Genomic DNA, 17,665 nt, shown 5'->3' with positions numbered 1-17,665 from the left:
TTATCCATCATTCGAATCCTTCATCGCATACGAATAATTCATTACGTGTGTATAAATAAGAAATCGGCCGACCTTGATCAAACGCTACGGTCGGCCGATTCCCATTCTTATGTCAGCAGCAATCAGCGGACACCATGACGCCTACGGCGACGGCTCAGCTCGAGCACAGTGCCGAGCGCCGCCAACGCAACCGTCAGCACGGTCAACGCGACCGTTCCATAAGTACCCGTGTTGCTCAGAGCACCGGCTTTGCCTGCCTGCTTGTGATGAGTGGAATTTGCTGCATCGCCGCCACCAAGAGCGGTTCCGCCGTTACCGGGAACCACCCCGTTGACAGGCTTCAGAGCATTCATCGCATCATTCAATTGACGCAGGGCGGCATCAATCTGCTGCTGGGTGGAAGCCGAATCCGTCAGCACACTCTGCGCTTGGGCGAGAGCACTTGCAAAGCGGCTCCAGGAGGCGGCGGTGTAATCAGCTTGCCTGAGCCCGCTCGCCTTATTCACCGTTTCCGACAGCTTGCTGGTATCGGTTTTGCCGGGAAGAGACGGCGCGGCCTTAAGGCCGTTCCTGGCGTTGCGCAAATCACGCAAGGCCGCATCGACTTCCTGCTGGGTGGCATTGCTGTCGGCGACCACACTCTTGGCTCGTTGCAGAGCCTGTGCGAACACCTTCCAGCTGTCCTTCGTATACGCGTCTTCCTGTAAACCGCTGACAGCAGCGATGAGTGTATTGAGCTCGGTGAGGTCCGCACTCGGCATCGGGGTGACCGGGACCAACGCCAACTGCGCATCATGCAGTTTCTGAAGGGCCTGATCGACCTGCTGCTGGGTGGCAGCGCTATTGGCCAACAATGCCTTGGCCTCGTTCAAGGCCTGTTCGAACGGCGTCCAGCTTTGGCTGGTGTACCTGTCCTTCTGCAGCGATTCGGCAGCGTTGACCGCCGATTGCAGGGCAGCGGTATTCACAGCCACCGGCGTTCCGTCCTGCGCGTGCACCTGCCATTCGGCCACGGCAGTGCCGAACGTGGCACTACGGGTCAGGTTGGGGTGCAGCACAAGGCGCAGCTTGCTGGTGGTGACCGGCGAGAATGTGGCCACGCTCCATCCGCCGTTTTCGGTGGCGTGATGAGTCGGGTCATTACGTACAGTCGTGTATTTTCCGCTGCTGACCTGTTTCCAAGCGCTGGAAGCGTTGTCCCAATACTGGATTTCCCAGCCATCGGGAATCTCAAGACCTCCCTTTGCCTCGTTTCGCGTGCTGAAGTTCGCCCAGAACTGCACTTGGGCCTTGTCGATGACGGCATCCTTGTCCCATGTGTATTGGGCGTAGATACCGTCGGTGGCGACTCCCCAAGTGCCCCAGACCTTGGCGTTGACATCCTGATCGTCCTGTGTGGGCCAGGTGTCATCGACGAGCACCCCATCGTTGAGCTTGTTTTCGGCCTTGGACCACGAGGCCTCGGCACTCACCGAGGTCTTGGCCTTCGGTTGAATCCACCCGGTCAGCGGCGTGGTATCGGCAGCGTTGGGGTTGGCGATGACGTGGACGACGAGCTTGGCCGTCTTGGACGTGCCTGCGACGGATCCCGTCACCTGGTAGTCGCCGATGGTATCGAGCTTAACCGCTTTGAGCTGGGCGGCGTCCCACGTCACTTTGAGACTGCTGTCGCTGCCGCCGTTCATATACCGTCCGGTGACGGTGGCCGGCGGGGTGAGACCGGTGGAACCTTGGTAGACGGTCTGCTCGCTGTCATCGATGGAGCTGACACCGTTGGCCAGAGCGCTGTTTGCGTCGCTTTTCACATTCACGACCGCCGTTACGCCCGCAGGCGCACCAGCCACCACACCCTTGAGCGTGAAGCTTCCGTCAGAAGCCAACTGAGCGTCGCTCACCTCCGGCCACGTCACAGCCAGATCGGCTCTGGACCCATCGGCATACGAGGCACTCACGCTCGAGGGCAGTTTCAGATCCTTGGCCTTGCTGCCTGTTGCCACCATTCTGGCGACAGCATCAACACTTTGCGGTTCTTTGGCATAGGCTTCGACTTCGCTCAGCCCGACCGCGCTATCGCCGTCAGGTGTCATCGCCACACGGAGCTTGGAAGTCCAGACGGTCTTGAACGATACCGTCTCGCCCTGCCCCTTGGCGATGTCATAGGATGAGCCGGACTTCAAGGACACGTCTTTCCATCCGTTCGACAAGTCATCCCAATATTGCAGCTTCCATGCTTTCGGCAATGGCACGCCACCGCCGTCCGTCCAGAAGTACACGTTCGCCTTCGCGAGCGGAACCTTGCCGGACCATTCGTACTGCGCCCAAGGTGCGGGGTCGTTTTGGCCCCAATTGTTCCAGCTCATCTTGGCCGAGGATCCTGCAGGGTCGCTCTGACCGTCATTGATGACTTTCGCATTGTCCTTCGGCAATGTGGCGTTGATGGAGCTGACGGTCGGCTTGGCCTGGGAGGCGATATTGACCGTGCCATCCGACGGGATGCCATGGACCGTCACCGTCTTTTCGGCGGACAGCTCGCCATCCGAACCTGTCAGTTTCAGCACATAGTCACCTTCGATATTGAATGTGGCCACGGTGCTGGCACTCGTGGCATCGGCGAAAACGACCTTCCCGCCTTTCGGACCGGAAACCATCTCCCACTTGGCGTTAAGCTCGCCGTCGGGCAATCCGTCGTCACGTACCGTTCCGGCAAGCTGTGCGCCTTCCGCGCTGTTCTTGGCGACATACGCATCGACCACCGGGGCCTTATTGCTCGCCGCAGGAGCCGCGATGCCCGTATCGTAGGCCTCGATCTCCTTGACACCGGTCTTATAACCCGGTGCATGGGTGAACACGGCACGGATCTTGTTCGTCGTTATTTCCGGGAATTGGACATTGTTGTAGTTCGCCTTGGGAATGCCCGGCGTGCGAGACTGGGCGGGAATGCGCTTCCATGCACCGCCGTCCCAGTATTCCAGCTGATACAGCGACGGCTCGCTATAGCCCTGGACCGTGAAACTGGCCGCGGTCTTGTAGAAATACAGACGAATGTCGTCGATGGTCTTGGCGGCGCCGAAGTCGATCGTCAAGGAATCTTTGGCGCTCTTCGATCCGTCGGTACCCCAGAAGGGCTCGTTGACGCTCGAACCGTCAACCGCCGCGGTGGCCGGCCTGCCGTCGGCCTCATAACTGGCACTCACCGATGCGCCCTTGGCCACATCGACCTGGCTCTTGGAGGCCGGGTCAATGTTTTTGCCTGCCTTGGCGAAGATATCGGTGATGCGGGAATCCGACCCATACTGCACGGCGTCCGCGTTGCGCAACGACTGAGTCTCTCCGGAAACGATGGTTGCACTCTGGTCGCCGTTGGCGCCGCTGACCGATGCCTGGCCGGTGGCGGAATCGTAAATGATATGGGTCAGTTTGTCTGAAGTGAAGACACGTTTGCCGCTGACATACAGCGAGTAGCCTTCAGGCAGGTTCGTATAATGCAGCTTGCCGTCCTTGCCCTTGGCGTTCCAGACGATCGAGACATCCTGACCGTGATAGCTCAGGTTGTTGACGGTGAAGTAATTCCAGCCCGGGATGGCGATCGGGTCGAGTTCGATCTTGCCGTCGCTGCGTGGACGCAAACCGGCGACATCCTCGACCATCGTCCAATTGGTGGTTCCCAATTGGGTGTGGTGGATCCAGGAACGGTAATCGATTTCGCCGCCGTTCTTGTCGGTGGCCGTATTCCAGAACTCATTCTGATCGGGATAGCGGTTGTCGCCGCCCTGGTAGTGGGCGAAAGCGTTCCAATACAGAAGCTTCTTGAAGCTTTCCGGGGTGATGTACCCGTTCTTTTCGGAGTTGTATGAACGTAGGCCGGAGGCATAGATACGGAACAACGGCGTGGAATTGATGATGGAGAAATTGTTGGAGCCTTCGTTGCCCGTCTCCTTGATCATCTCGGCCTTATCGGCCTGATTGGCGGTGAAGAAGGGGAAGATCGGGTATTGATCGGCATCGGCGAACAGGCGCAGACCCTTGTCGTATGTGCCATCGGTCGGCATCAGTTCGGCGGCGTAGGGGTAGAAGTTGTTGATTTCCTTCCACTTGGCGAATTGGCCGTTATGCGCTCCGATCCACTTGGACTGTACCAGGTTCGTGTCCTTGTTCCACAGCTCGCTGATGATCTGCGAACGAATGTCATCCGCGGTCTTTTTCATTTCCGCGGCTCCCGAAGCGTCTCCGGCTTCTTTGAAGGCGTCAGCGGCCGAACGGGCGTTGGCCCAGACCCAAGCGCTTTCGGGACGATCCATCGCTTCTCCGGGATGCTCGTCGAACGACACCGCATCGGCGTCGTTGCCGGTCATCGAGGCCCAATCCCAATCGATGAGCTTGTTGCCGTTGCGGTTGAAGGATTTGTTTTGAGAACCGACGAGTCCATTGACATCGTTACGTCCGTAAGTGCCGATGCTTTCCGCAATAGCCTTCGGACCGCCATGAACCATATAGGACTGCCAGGCGGAATCGGTGATGTATTGCGTATAGCTGTTGTTCCAGCTCGTCCCGCCGGGGTTGTCGACATACTGCTTGCTCTTTGCCGTCTCGCCGGCAGCCACCCACGTACCGTAGGAATATGACGGGTCACGCAGATACTTCAGATCGTTGAGGAACATGCAGGTGGTCAGCACGATGGAGTTGTTGTAGCCCAGCACACCTTCGATGGCCGCGGGGAACTGATAGGTGTTGCCCGGCATATTGGCATCGATGAAATTGAACCTGGTCAGCCACCAACGATAGAAGACGGTCTTGTCGATGTTCTGCTCGGGAGTCTGGATATACGGGATGTTGTCGACCCACCATTTGTTGTAGGTCGTCACATGGTCTTTGTAAGCCTGTGCGGCCGACTGGCCGCGCACCCGATCGTACTCGGTTTTCGCGCTTGGCAATTCGTCTGCCAGCAGCCCCATCTGAATCTTGTTGTATACCGGCTGGTTCGCCGTCAGCGCGACATCGCCGTGCAGTTTGCCCTTGACCGGCTTCATGCCGTCGCCGGACAGACGGGGATACACCGTGGTCAGCTGACGATTGAGGTTGACCACCCCGGTCAGCTCGTCGCCGTCAGCGTTGGTGGCGATGGGCGAACCGACGTCCACCGTTACTGTTTTGGCGACGCTGCTTTGCAGGTTATAGCCCATCACCAGCACGTTTTCGTTGGTGATGTATTTGATTTCGGTAAGTTTCAGCGAGGAATCGGAAGTGGTGAACACGCTTTGCCAATAGCTCGGCGTCTGCTTGCGTTGGGAGCCGTCCTCCTTGAGCGTCAGTTTCGTGCCGCCTTCGGAAAGACTGACCGAAAAACCGCCTTTGTCGCTGATGGTGTCCTTATAGGCCAACTGCCCGCCGAAACCGAGGGTTCCGGGCTCGTGGGTGCGCATATAGGCGGCGCGTCCACGCGAAAACATGTATTGATTGCCGTCCGCACCCTCATAATGATAGGTGCCTTTGTCGGTCGTTCCGGTTCCGGTCGGCTGGTCTCCCTTACGGACCAGCATGCGATCAACCCAGAAATCGTGGTTGTCGGCGGTATCCGTTCCGGCTCCCTGACTTACATCGCGGTCGAACACCTTGCCCAGATAACTGTTCGCGGCGTCATATTGCACCCCGGAATCGGGAATGGGGTTCTGGTCGCCATGAAACGACGGATATCCAATCGCCGAATTCGGATTGGCGATATCTTCTGAAGCATTTGCGGAAGAAACGCCGCCGGTTGCCATGGTGGCGACGGCGACCAACGCCCCGACCGTTACGGCGAAACACTTCCTTAAGTGAACTTGCATCTTCGTACCTCTCCACAAGGCCGTGACACAGGTAGAACCTGTTGGTGTCCGAACTGCTCCATGCCACAGACTTCAATGTATGCATTCATGGAATGGGAACCGTAAAAATGAAAATGTGGAGTATTTTACGATCAGATCTATTATAATACACTACATACGCTTTCGCAAGCGATACCTTTCATATTACTTGATATTTAGCGGCAAAGTTTTTTGATTTTCTCTTATTTTCGCACCACTGCATGTCGTATGGCTAGAATAGCATTGCAATACAGGAAGATGGCCCACCGTGATCGGCGGGCCATCCCTCCCATTCCATGCGCGCCTCGTCAAAGACTCCACTCCGCAACAAGGCACGCTTGCTATTCAATTGAACTGCTCAATCAAACGGCAAGTATCATTCCAGCCCGGCAGAATCTGCCATGGCCTTACTCGAGATACGCTCAAGCTCTTCGGAAGAACACGCGCATACCGCCAATTTCCCGATTCGCCCACGCATAATACGGAATCATGTTGAGCATCGTCTTCTCCCCGTCCGATTTGCCGCGCCAACGCATATACAACGGCGCATCTTCGTCATCGGACGCTTCGCGTCGTGCCGGAACCGAAACCGTCTCGACCCCTGAAAGCAGATGCGCATCAAAGGCCGTAACAGCCTTATCCGTATCATCGGTTTCAATGGCGTAAGACCATAGAGGTCCTGGATTATCGGCTTCTTCAGCACAATAGATCAGCGGGCCACGCTGGACCGCCAAACTTCCGGCATCGTTGCGCACGCGGGTATTGGCCCGAACGAACTGGACCGACATATCGAGGTCAAGGTCGATATTCACCACCTCGCCAGGAGCCACATCGAAGTAGACAAACCCCTGATCGACTTGTGGACGCCGGGCCTCGCCGTTGACACTGAGCGAATAAGCGCTAAGCGACCACGCCGGAATCCTGATACCGAAGCGAACAGGTTTTGCAGCTTGACCAGGCAAGGCCAGCTCGTAATGGATATGCCCTTCCCATGGGAAATCAGATTTCTGGACCACGCTCAGACCGTTGCCGAACCGAGCGTTATTCGCGATGAACTGATGGCTCAATACGATCTTCCCGCCATCGAGTTCGGTATAGATATATTGGTCCACCGACGCAATCAACCGTGCGATATTCGCGGGGCAGCAGGCGCAACCGAACCAATCGACACGATGCGAAAGCACGTGATGACGGTCAGGGTTGGCCAATCCAGCCGGATCGGACTCCAAGGGATTGACGTAATAATATTGTTTGCCATCCAAGCCGATTCCGGCCAAGGCCCCATTGAACAACTCGCGTTCCAACACATCCGCATACTCGCCGTTAGGTTCGACGAGCAGCATCTGGCTGGCGAATTTGCTCATCGCCACCGACGCGCAGGTCTCTCCGTACATCGTGTCGTTGGGCAAATCGTAGTCGTAGGTGAACGATTCACCGACGTGGGTGGATCCGATGGCACCGGTGACATACATGCGCTTGTTGACGATATTGGACCATAGCCGCTTGGCAGCATCCAAGAGCTGCTTGTCACCGGTCAGGCGAGCGACACTGGCGATGCCCGTGCACAGATATCCCACGCGAACCGCATGGCCATTGGCTTCATGCTGCTCGCAAACCGGTTTGTCGGCCTGGAAATACGAAAGCGGCAAACGCAGCATATCCGGCATGATGCTGTCGCCGTGCTGCCGGGCCTGCTGACGTGCATAGAAATCGGGATCCTGGCCACGTATCTCGATCAGGTATTTGGCCAGTTTCAGATAGCGGCTCTCCCCGGTGGCCTCGTAAAGCTTGGCCAAGGCGAGCTCGACTTCGGGATGGCCATCGGCGCCGTGGATCTTGCCTTCTTCCGGCCCGAAATTGGCATCCAGACAATCGGCCATCCTGCAGGCTATGTCCAACGCCTTCTTGTTTCCGGTAACGGCATGGTAGGCAACGCCGGCCTCCATATAATGGCCCATCACATACATCTCATGCGACTGCTGCAGCTGGGAGAAACGGGACCGGCCGGCCCAGACGCCCGATCGTATCTGGAAGGGGGTATCGAGGTATCCGTCGCTCTGCTGCGCCTCGGCGATCAGGTCAACCGTCCAGTCGCAGAGCCTGCGCAGTCGATCATCAGGATGGTAGGAAAGCGAGTAAGCCGCTTCCTCAAGCCATTTGTAGACATCAGAATCCTGAAACACCATGCCGGAGAACTCATCGTCCGAGCGCCCTGCGGCAGCCTCAAGGTTGCCGATGGCGTGGCTCCGGTCGTTTTGCGACTGGTTCCCCGCCGGATCGTCAGGCACTTTCGTCTCGATTTCGTCGTTCATTACCTTCCATTGATAAGGGATGACGCTTTTCGCAATCTGCTCACGCCGGCGAACCCAGAATGGTGAGGTGATGACGACACGGGGCTCTGAAACTTCGGATTGCACTATAGAGATATCAGCCATGGTTCGACCTCCCCTTGAATACGTTGAACAGCAATTCAATCATCCCTTCACCGCACCGGCCATGAAGCCCTTGACATAGTACTTCTGCAAGGCCAGGAAGAGAATCGCCGCCGGAATAAGCAGAATGACAACACCCGCTTCGGTGGCGCCGTAATCGATGACGCCCATCGTCTGCTGACGCATGTTGACCAACGCAAGCGGCAACGTCGCCTTGCCCGAGCCAACCAGATACAGCGGAATCATGAAGTTGTTCCAGGCTTCGAGGAACGCCAGCAGACCTACGGTGACCATCGACGGCTTGACCACAGGCACCAGAATCTTCATCAATGCCTGGAAGCTGTTGCACCCGTCGACCATCGCCGCTTCCTCCATATCCTTCGGGATGGCGTCAAAGGCGATGCGCATGATGAACGTGCTCATCGGCAGCTGGAAAAGCGTGATGACCAACGCAACACCCAGCAGCGAATTGTTGAGGCCGATATCCTTGAACCAGACCATCAGCGGAATCAGCAACGAAGCGTAAGGCACCATAAGAATCGAAAGGGTGACCATGAAACCGAGGTTGCGTCCCGGGTAATTGAACCTTGAGAACGAATATCCTGCAAGCGTGCATACCAGAACGGAGAAAAAGACGGCAATCACGGTGACGATAATCGAATTGACCAGGTAGGTCGGCAACCCATCCTGATAGCCGAACAACGTCAGATAGTTGGCGACGCCCCAACCCTGCGATTGGGCGGAACCGGCCTGCGGGCTGAAGGAGCTGACCACGACCCAGGCAAGCGGGATGATGAAGATGAGCGCAAGCAGCGCTTCCAAAATACGAGCGACGACGCGCTTCCACAATGCTGTAGACATGTTTCTTCCCTTCCCTACTTCGTGTTGTCGCGCATACCGCGCATCTGGATCGAATTGATGATGACCAGCGCGACGAGCACGAGCAGCGAAAGCGCCGCCGCCATGCCCAGATCCTTCTTGGAATCGAACGCGAAGTTGTAGATCAGCTGCACCACGGTCATCGTGGAGTTGTTCGGACCACCCTTGGTGAGGATGAAAAACTGGTCGAACGCCAGGATCGAGCCGGTGACGCAATAGACCAGGCACATCACCACTGTCGGCTTCATCAGCGGCAGGGTGATGGAACGGAAGATGCGCCACGAGTTTGCACCATCCATACGCGCCGCCTCATAAAGATCGCCCGGAATGGACTGCAAGCCGATCATCATCAGCAGCATGTAGTAGCCGGAGAAGCGCCAGACGATGACGATGACCGTGGCCCACAATGCTGACTGACCGGTGGCCAGCACCGAACCGCCTTCGCCGATAAGCCCGAAGAAATGCAGGATCTTGGTGACCGGGCCGACCTGCGGGGAATACATCGCGTAGAACAGCAGCGACGCGGAGGCCAGACCGGTGGCGCTCGGCAGCAGGAAGCAGGTGCGCAGAACGGTGTTCCACCTGCTCGACTCCTGCACGATCAACGCCAGCCCCAAGCCCAGCGCGAGCAGAATAATGGTGACAATAACCGTGTATTCCACGGTGAACCATATCGACTGAACGAGCAGATCGCTTTGGAACACCTTGATGAAGTTCTCCGGGAAATTCCATCCGCGATTGCCGCCCATCAGCGACCAGCGCGACCCGGCCATCACTATCAGCAGGAGGATGGGGACGAAGAACAGAATGATGATGAACAGCCAGTCCGGCAACGCATACAACAGCCCACGACGGGTCTGCTCCCTTTTCATTGTGGACCGTGAGGACGTCACAGCGCCTTTGGAAACACTTGACATGCTTCTCTCTCCTTAATTGGCAAAATACTAGGAATCGATCTCTTGGAGAATGAAATCCGTCGTGAATGCTGATGCCGACGCGAATCGCATGACCCGCGGCAACATCAGCATCCCCAACAAACCTCATTCAAAGGCTGAAGGAACCAATCGGATGATGAATCTCAACAGCATCGAGACATCCGAATGCCCCATCAGCCTTGGGGCCATCAGTTGTCGCCGAGCGCCTTGGTCACGGCCTTGTTGTCGGCGGAAAGATCGCCGTTGCCCCAGATGGCATTCTGGATGAGCAGCTGGAACGGAGAACCGGCGGCGTTGAACGCCTCATTGAACTTCGGGGACTTCGGCGTCTGGCCGTTGCCGTCGATGATGACGGAGTTGATGGTCTGTACGCGCTTGTCGGCGTTGGTGTAAGCGGTCTTCAGGGTCTTGACGTTGGAAGCGGTATCGCCCTTGGCGGCGAACACCTTGGCCTGCGTCTTGTCCTGCATCAGCCAGGAAAGGAAGTTCCATGCCTGCGCGACGTGCTTCGAATCCTTGGAGATACCCATGGCATCGCCACCTAGGAACGTGGAGGTCTTGCCTTCCTTGGTGCCCGGAATCGGAGCGACACCGACGTGGAAGCCGCCCTTCTTCTCGGCTTCCATGATGGCCGTGACCGACGTATTCGGATAGGGCATCACACCGATCTTGCCGTTGGCAAACGGAGCGGTCCAGGTGGCGCCGGTTTCCTCCTTGGAACCGGAGCCGAGACCGTTGGGCGTGTTGGCAAGCGTCTTGTACGCTTCCAGCTCGGCCTTCATCGAAGGATTGTCGAGCTTGGCTTGCGTACCTTCCTTGTTCATGACGGATTCGCCATCGGCCCAGACGCTCGGGAACAGGTCGAACACCAACGCGCCACCGGACTGACCGGCCACGTAAGAGCCAGCGACACCGCTCTTGTTGAGACCTGCAACGGCCTTGGCCTGCTCGGTGAAGTCCTTGATGCTGCTCGGTCCCTTTTCAGGATCGAGACCGGCTTGCTTGTAGAGATCCTTGTTCCAGACCATGATGGAGACATCGGTGATGAAGGGCAGCGTATATTCCTTGCCGTCCACCGTGCCGGCCTCGATATGGCCCTGCTGCAGATCGTCCTTGTTCTTCAAGGCGCTGATCTGCTTGGTGATATCGGTAAATATGCCCTCCGAAGCCCAATACGGAATACGGACCACATCGCCGGCCAGGATATCGGGCAGCGAGTCCGTCTGCGAGGCGCCGCCGACCTTGCCTTCCATGTCGTCATTGGGGATGATCTCGAGCTTTACCTTGTTTTTGTGCGATGAATTGTACGCGGAAACGACATTCTTTGCCTGACGTTCCAGCGGGGCACGGGTCCACAACGTGATGGTGGTACCGTCATCGGCGCCGGCTCCCGTGACTTTCTTGGCCGCCTGATCGGAGCTGCCTCCGCCGCATGCTGCCATGGGAATCAGCATTGCTGCCGCAACGACTCCCGCAAGAATCCTGCCTGCCTGTTTAAAAGACTTCATATTGGCTTCTTTCTCTTATCCTTCAACTTTGAAACAATTTACGGATTGTCCGCTTTCAAACTTTCGCAAAAACTGTAAATATCTCCTTTGAGTAACACTAAAGCGAAAGCCCTTTCTCATCATATTATATTTTTTCCAAAATGCAAAATCGTCATCAAAAATTTTTAAAAGTGTTTAAAAACAAGGATAATTGTCTTACTTTTAAGAATCTTGGCATCAATACCGCTAATATAGTAAACGAGGGTTTTCTTATATGAGAAAACTTTCGCATCTATCTATCAGAACATTTTGCGAAAAATTTCGCAGAATGCTATACCATGGTAAGCGCATAAGGCGCAATGATTGATACCGGAAAGACAATACAGGCATGGCGAAAACAACACGGCTCGAAGACGTGGCGAAAGAAGCCCACGTCTCCCTCTCTACAGCTTCCAAAGCCCTACATGGCAAACCACGGGTAAACCCCGAAACGCGCCAACGCATACTGGCCGTCGCCGATCAGCTCAATTACAGTCCGAACAAACTCGCGCAGTCCCTTGCCAAAGGCATGTCCGGAACCATCGGATTGGTCACCAGCGATCTGCAAGGCAGGTTTTCCACACCGATTCTCATCGGGGCAGAAAACGAACTGCGCGCTCAATCCACTTCCGTGTTGCTGGCCAACGCCCGCGGAGATGCGGCACTGGAAAGGCAGCACGTGGAGAAGCTGCTGTCACTGAAAGTGGACGGCCTGCTCATCGTGCAACGCGAGACCAACCCACGTCCCAGCCTGGGGCATGATTATGGCGTGCCACTGGTGTACGTCTACGGCCCCTCAACGGATCCGGAGGACTGCTCGGTGACATGCGACAACGTCGACGCCGGACGAACGGCGGTCAACCACCTCATCTCCTGCGGCAAGCACAAAATCGCCATTATCGGCGGCGACGAGACGTTCACGGCAGCCACCGACCGAGCGAAAGGCTCGTTGGAGGCGCTGTCGGAATTCGGGCTGGAACCAGCAGGACCACTGCGATATGGCAGTTGGGACGAAAGCTGGGGCCGTGCAGCCACGAGGCTGCTACTCGACCAAAATGTGGATTTCGACGCGGTCATCTGCCAGAACGACCAGCTGGCCCGCGGCTGCATTGACGCGCTCAAACAGCAGGGCCTGAGCATCCCCGAAGACGTGGCGGTTATCGGGCACGACAATTGGGAGGTGCTTACGAAAGGCTCCCGTCCCTCGCTGACCAGCATCAGCAACGAGACCGAGGCCATCGGCGGTCGTGCCGCACGCTATCTGATGGATGCCATCAACGGCAATGTGCACCATGGTGTCGATTATGTGCCGTGCCGCCTCATCCAGCGCGAATCGACGTTGCCGTTGGACTAGAAGCTTTACGGAAAACCTGGAAAGCGGACGCCATCGACGGTTGCGCGTCGCTGCATCCTTTCTGCCGATGCGGCGACGCGCTGCTCCGCCAGGCTCGGCACTCTATCTATATCAACTACGCCAGAACACAGCTTTTACCCATTCTTGTCAAGGCTCGAATTCACCTCATTGCCAACCTCATGACCGATGCTCTCAACGGCATCACGGGTATCCGCAAGCTGCTGACGAACCTCCTCAAGACCGCTTTCCTTCATGGTTTTATCGGTTTCGCTTTTGACCTGAGCCTGCAAAACCGACAAGGTCTTTTTCGCACGCTTGAGAAAAGCGCCGAACCGACGTGCGTATTCCGGCAACTTTTCCGGACCTACGAGAACCAGCGCCAAAATCAGAATCACGGTTAATTCAGTGCCCGAAACACCAAACATCTTTACCTCCAGACATCAGTACAAAGCATCTTGATCATAGGCAAAACCTGCCGTGCCGTTCGATCATCGCCGACCATTGCCGTCATCGATACGCTCATTGCGCGGCATAACAACCAAATAGCAGCTTCAACGCAGAGAAACCAGACCTTATTCAACTGTCGTCATATCGCTCGTCCTCATTCGGTGACGCCGTATCGCTGCCTTGCGTTTCGAGAAGAAATCTCGAACCTTCCACCAAACAAGCAGAAGCTTGAGTTTCAGCACCTGAATCCTGCCACACAGCCAACAGGCAAATACCGCCAAGCCGTAAATGCCACAAATGGGCAATCCAAGCGCACACAGCGTACCGATATCACCTGTCGGAGTGGCCACAGCGGCAAAAACAAACGCGGCCACGATGGCCATTCTCCATCCATGCAGCCAGGTTTTCCACGACACCACGTCCATCATGGTCAATGCCACCATGACCACCGGCAATAAAAACGCCAAACCGAAAGCAACCGTCATATGGATAATAAACGTAAAATAGACATCGGCACTCAGCAATGTGGCCGTATTGGCGGGTGCAAAATCCGCGAGGATAGCGACGGCCTGAGGCAAGAACGCCCATGCCAGCCAAGCCCCGGTCAGGAACAGCGGGATCGAAGCCGCGATGAACGCCACGGCCGTCCATCGCTCCTTTCGCTTCAGACCAGGATTGATGAATGCCCAGAGCTGATAGACCCACCACGGCGAAGACGCCACGACACCGACAAAGATGCCAATCTGCAAACGCATATTGAACGCCGAGGCCACGCCGTTAAACGTGATCGACATCGGTCCATTATGACTTTTCGAGGCACTTAAAAACGGTCCTTGCAGAATCGCGAATATCGGATCGCTGAGATACCAGCCAAAAACGGTCATTACCGAAATGGCCGCCAACGACAGTACAAGGCGCTTGCGAAATTCGGCAAGGTGCTCCCCCAAGCTCATCATCGCCTCAGGATTCCCATGCCTTTTCACCTTGCGCTTTGAGGCATGAGAGCCCTTTGACGGTTCCGCCCGTACAGAATCGTCGGCCATGAGATCGTCAAGACTCAACTTCGTCGAATCATCCGGAACCAGCTGCGGCGGAATGGCCACAGTTCGTTGGAAGACCTCATCGTTATCCATCATCATCGACCCCGAATCCCAAAGTTCATATGTATTGCCATATGCCGTAGCGACAAGGCAGCATAGCGACATCACAACATCGAATCGCCATATCAGACAATACGAAAACTATCTATTCTCAACCGAGAAAAATATCATTTACCCTTTGAATCGGCGGCTTTGCCCGTATCTTGAGATGCCTCGTCAGCCATCTGGCCCGACTTTGCCTCACTTGCCCCAGGAGCGTCATCCGAGGTTTCCTTACGGAAAACCTTGAGGGATTCGCCGATGCTTCGAGCGAGATCGGGAAGCTTCTTTGCTCCAAACAGCAACAAAACGATGGCGAGGATAAGAATGAGCTCAGTGGGTCTGAGATTAGCCATAATAACTCCTATGTTCAGCTCTTCCAGACCGTCATGCCGGACACCATTTCGCCATAACGAACACACAACAATATAGCATAAAAACTAACTTCGATAACAATAATCCAAAAATAACAATTCCATAACTTTTAAATGATTTTACGATAATCATTATCGGATTATGTTATTTTAAAAACGCGTGATGCTTTTACAGGCATCGCATTTGTGATGCATTGATGCAGAGCATTACATAATCTTCCAGCGTTCAGACACCATATGAACCATTCTCTGCATCAACGTATTTCAAAAATAAAAGCAATGGTTTCGCGCAATGACGCAAGAAAGGAACCAACATGAGTTCTAGCAAAGATCTGAAAGAAAGGCACGACCACGAGATCTCTCGTCGTTCAGTCCTTCTCGGAGCAGCGGCGATAGGAGGAACTCTCGCCGTTTCCGGGGCTTTTGCAGCCAATCCCGTGCCGGCAATGGCACAGACAAAGCCGACGGCAAAGACGCCCACCGCCCAAGTAACCCAGGCAGCCGCCAAGGTTCGTCAATCAACTCAAAATCGTCCCAAGCCCGCTCAACTCAAGGGCTGGAAGGTTCAGCCCTTCGCTCTTACCGACGTGAAATTGAACGGCGGGGTGTTCAGCCGAGCCCAGCAGAGCATCCTGGCTTTGGCCCAAGCCTATCCAATCGACCGTCTGCTCGCGTGCTTTAGAACCAACGCAGGTCTTGACGACAAAGGCGTGGAACCCGCAGGCGGATGGGAGAACTATCCGAAGGATGACAAAGCCATCGCCAAAGAGCAATCATGGGGGCCTTTCGAATATCAACGCGGACAGAACAAGAACGGCTCCGATGGTTTGTTGAGAGGCCATTACACCGGTCATTTCATGTCCATGTTGGCGCAGGCCTACGCAGAAAGCGGAGACGCGGCGATCCTGAAGAAGATCAACGATCTCATCGACGGATTGTATGAATGCAGAGAAGCGCTGGCCGCCCAAACCTATCAAGGCAAGCCCAGGTATTCGCATCCCGGATTCCTCGCAGCATACGGGGAATGGCAGTTCAAAGCCATAGAGGAATATGCTCCTTACGGCGAAATTTGGGCTCCTTGGTACACGGAGCACAAGATTCTTGCCGGACTCGTTGCCTGCTACCAGCAGACCGGCAATGCCAAAGCCCTGGATCTCGCCCAAGGTATCGGCCATTGGACTTATTCCAGACTGAGCAAATGCACAAAGCCCCAACTGCAAAAGATGTGGGGCATTTACATCGGTGGAGAATACGGCGGCATGAACGACGCGCTCATCGATCTGTACGAGGAATCAAGTAACGACCCGAAGCGTGACGAGTTCCTGAAAGCCTCTCATTGCTTTGACACCGATAAGCTTATCGACAACTGCGGCGACGGCGTCGACGTCTTGGACGGAATGCACGCCAATCAGCATCTTCCTCAATTCGTGGGCTATGCCAAAGACGCCGCCATCGGCGAAGGGGACAAATACCTCAAGGCAACCGAGGGACTGTGGAATATGGTGGTTCCGGGTCGTATGTATGCCCATGGAGGTACCGGCGAAGGCGAGCTGTGGGGACCGGCGCATACGGTGGCCGGAGACATCGGAACCCGCAACTGCGAATCATGCGCAGCCTACAACATGCTCAAAATCACGCGATGCCTCTTCTTCATCGACCAGAAGCCCGAGTACATGGATTATTACGAGCGCACATTGCTCAACCATATCCTCGGCGGCAAGTCACGTGACATCGATTCAGTCGCCGACCTCACCCCCGGCAACTGCTACATGTATCCGGTCAATCCGGGAACCATCAAGGAATACGGTGACGGCAACGTCGGAACCTGCTGCGGCGGAAGCGCCCTGGAGAGCCACTCGAAGTATCAGGATTCGATCTACTTCCATTCCTCCGACAGCACCGAGCTCTATGTCAATCTCTTCATGCCATCGACACTTGATTGGCAGGACACTGGTCTGAAGCTCAAGCAGGAGACCAACTATCCGGAAGCCGAGACGTCCACGATCACCCTTGAACAAGTCGGCAACAAGGCGAAGAACCTAAAAATCAAAATCAGGATTCCCGCATGGGCCGACAATGCCAAAATCGCCGTCAACGGCACTGTGATCTCAGGGATAAAGCCGGGCACGTACGCGACATTATCCCAGCCTTGGAACCAGAACGATGCCATCACCGTTACGCTTCCGATGAAATTCCGTACGGAAAGCACATACGATCGCAAGGAGATACAAGCCTTGTTCTATGGACCGACCGTGCTCAACGCCTTGAATCCCGCGACGAAATTCATCGGTCGCAGTTTCTATGCACTAATGGGACTGGACGGCACCATCAAGCTCGGAATCACCAAGGAGCCTGCCGATAAACCGAATTGTTTCATCATCGACGGCGATGAGTTCGAACCCGCCTACAACGGGAACAACTCTCCATACCACATGTATTTCCAGCGCAAGGATGACCTGATCGGTTTCGCAGGAAAAATGACTTCAGTGCGCAACCCGAAGCGTCCCGCGACAGAGCAAACACCCGCCTCAACCCTGATGGACGACATCTGGAAGGGTGCCCCGTTTGCGAACAGGGCGGCTTTCCTGAGACGAGTCACCGAGCAAAGCACTCAATACCAGCGTGATGGGCTGTTGTCCAGCCGCGACCGGCAAGTCATACTGCTGGCTGCCAGCAGGGCAAAGATGTCATAAGCCTTGAACCACGCATCCATCACTTTCGAACCAGACAACAAGCATT

At 55.6% G+C, this 17,665-nt stretch carries 10 protein-coding genes; 2 read left to right on the top strand and 8 right to left on the bottom strand.

The window, feature by feature from the left end; genetic code table 11:
* Positions 1-122 precede the first annotated feature (122 nt).
* From OZX64_RS01435 to OZX64_RS01415, 5 genes are all read right to left on the bottom strand, one after another.
* The gene (locus OZX64_RS01435; protein ID WP_277173311.1) at positions 123-5,822 is read right to left on the bottom strand and encodes an Ig-like domain-containing protein; all 5,700 of its coding nucleotides are present in this window, start codon (positions 5,820-5,822) and stop codon (positions 123-125) included.
* 440 nt (positions 5,823-6,262) lie between these two features.
* Entirely contained in the window at positions 6,263-8,275 is a 2,013-nt protein-coding gene (locus OZX64_RS01430; RefSeq protein ID WP_277173309.1) for a glycoside hydrolase family 127 protein, read from the bottom strand.
* A gap of 39 nt (positions 8,276-8,314) precedes the next feature.
* Positions 8,315-9,133: a carbohydrate ABC transporter permease gene (locus tag OZX64_RS01425; RefSeq protein ID WP_277173307.1), complete on the bottom strand. Its 819-nt coding sequence runs from the start codon at positions 9,131-9,133 to the stop codon at positions 8,315-8,317.
* A 14-nt stretch (positions 9,134-9,147) separates the two neighbouring features.
* Positions 9,148-10,068 carry a sugar ABC transporter permease gene (locus OZX64_RS01420; RefSeq protein WP_277173306.1) on the bottom strand — a complete coding sequence of 307 codons (921 nt, stop codon included), beginning with the start codon at positions 10,066-10,068 and terminating at the stop codon, positions 9,148-9,150.
* 206 nt (positions 10,069-10,274) lie between these two features.
* Complete coding sequence (locus OZX64_RS01415; protein WP_277173304.1) at positions 10,275-11,594, bottom strand: sugar ABC transporter substrate-binding protein; 1,320 nt, start codon at positions 11,592-11,594, stop codon at positions 10,275-10,277.
* Between the two features lie 367 nt (positions 11,595-11,961).
* Here OZX64_RS01415 and OZX64_RS01410 point away from each other — a divergent pair, with 367 nt between their 5' ends.
* Positions 11,962-12,966 carry a LacI family DNA-binding transcriptional regulator gene (locus OZX64_RS01410; protein WP_277173302.1) on the top strand — a complete coding sequence of 335 codons (1,005 nt, stop codon included), beginning with the start codon at positions 11,962-11,964 and terminating at the stop codon, positions 12,964-12,966.
* 134 nt (positions 12,967-13,100) lie between these two features.
* Here OZX64_RS01410 and OZX64_RS01405 read toward each other — a convergent pair whose 3' ends face one another.
* The 3 genes from OZX64_RS01405 to tatA form a co-directional block, all read right to left on the bottom strand.
* The gene (locus OZX64_RS01405; protein ID WP_277173300.1) at positions 13,101-13,391 is read right to left on the bottom strand and encodes a twin-arginine translocase TatA/TatE family subunit; all 291 of its coding nucleotides are present in this window, start codon (positions 13,389-13,391) and stop codon (positions 13,101-13,103) included.
* Between the two features lie 147 nt (positions 13,392-13,538).
* A complete protein-coding gene (gene tatC / locus OZX64_RS01400) occupies positions 13,539-14,456 on the bottom strand; it encodes a twin-arginine translocase subunit TatC (RefSeq protein WP_277173298.1) in 918 nt (305 codons plus the stop codon).
* 224 nt (positions 14,457-14,680) lie between these two features.
* Entirely contained in the window at positions 14,681-14,908 is a 228-nt protein-coding gene (gene tatA, locus OZX64_RS01395) for a twin-arginine translocase TatA/TatE family subunit (protein WP_277173296.1), read from the bottom strand.
* A gap of 332 nt (positions 14,909-15,240) precedes the next feature.
* On the opposite strand from tatA, the gene OZX64_RS01390 reads away from it, so the two are divergent.
* Positions 15,241-17,619: a beta-L-arabinofuranosidase domain-containing protein gene (locus OZX64_RS01390; protein WP_277173294.1), complete on the top strand. Its 2,379-nt coding sequence runs from the start codon at positions 15,241-15,243 to the stop codon at positions 17,617-17,619.
* Positions 17,620-17,665: the final 46 nt, after the last annotated feature.

The organism is Bifidobacterium sp. ESL0704 (assembly GCF_029392075.1).
In the GTDB taxonomy this organism is placed as follows: Bacteria; Actinomycetota; Actinomycetes; order Actinomycetales; family Bifidobacteriaceae; genus Bifidobacterium.
The sequence above is the reverse complement of the archived record's forward strand: the minus strand, read 5'-3'. Positions and strand labels throughout refer to the sequence as shown.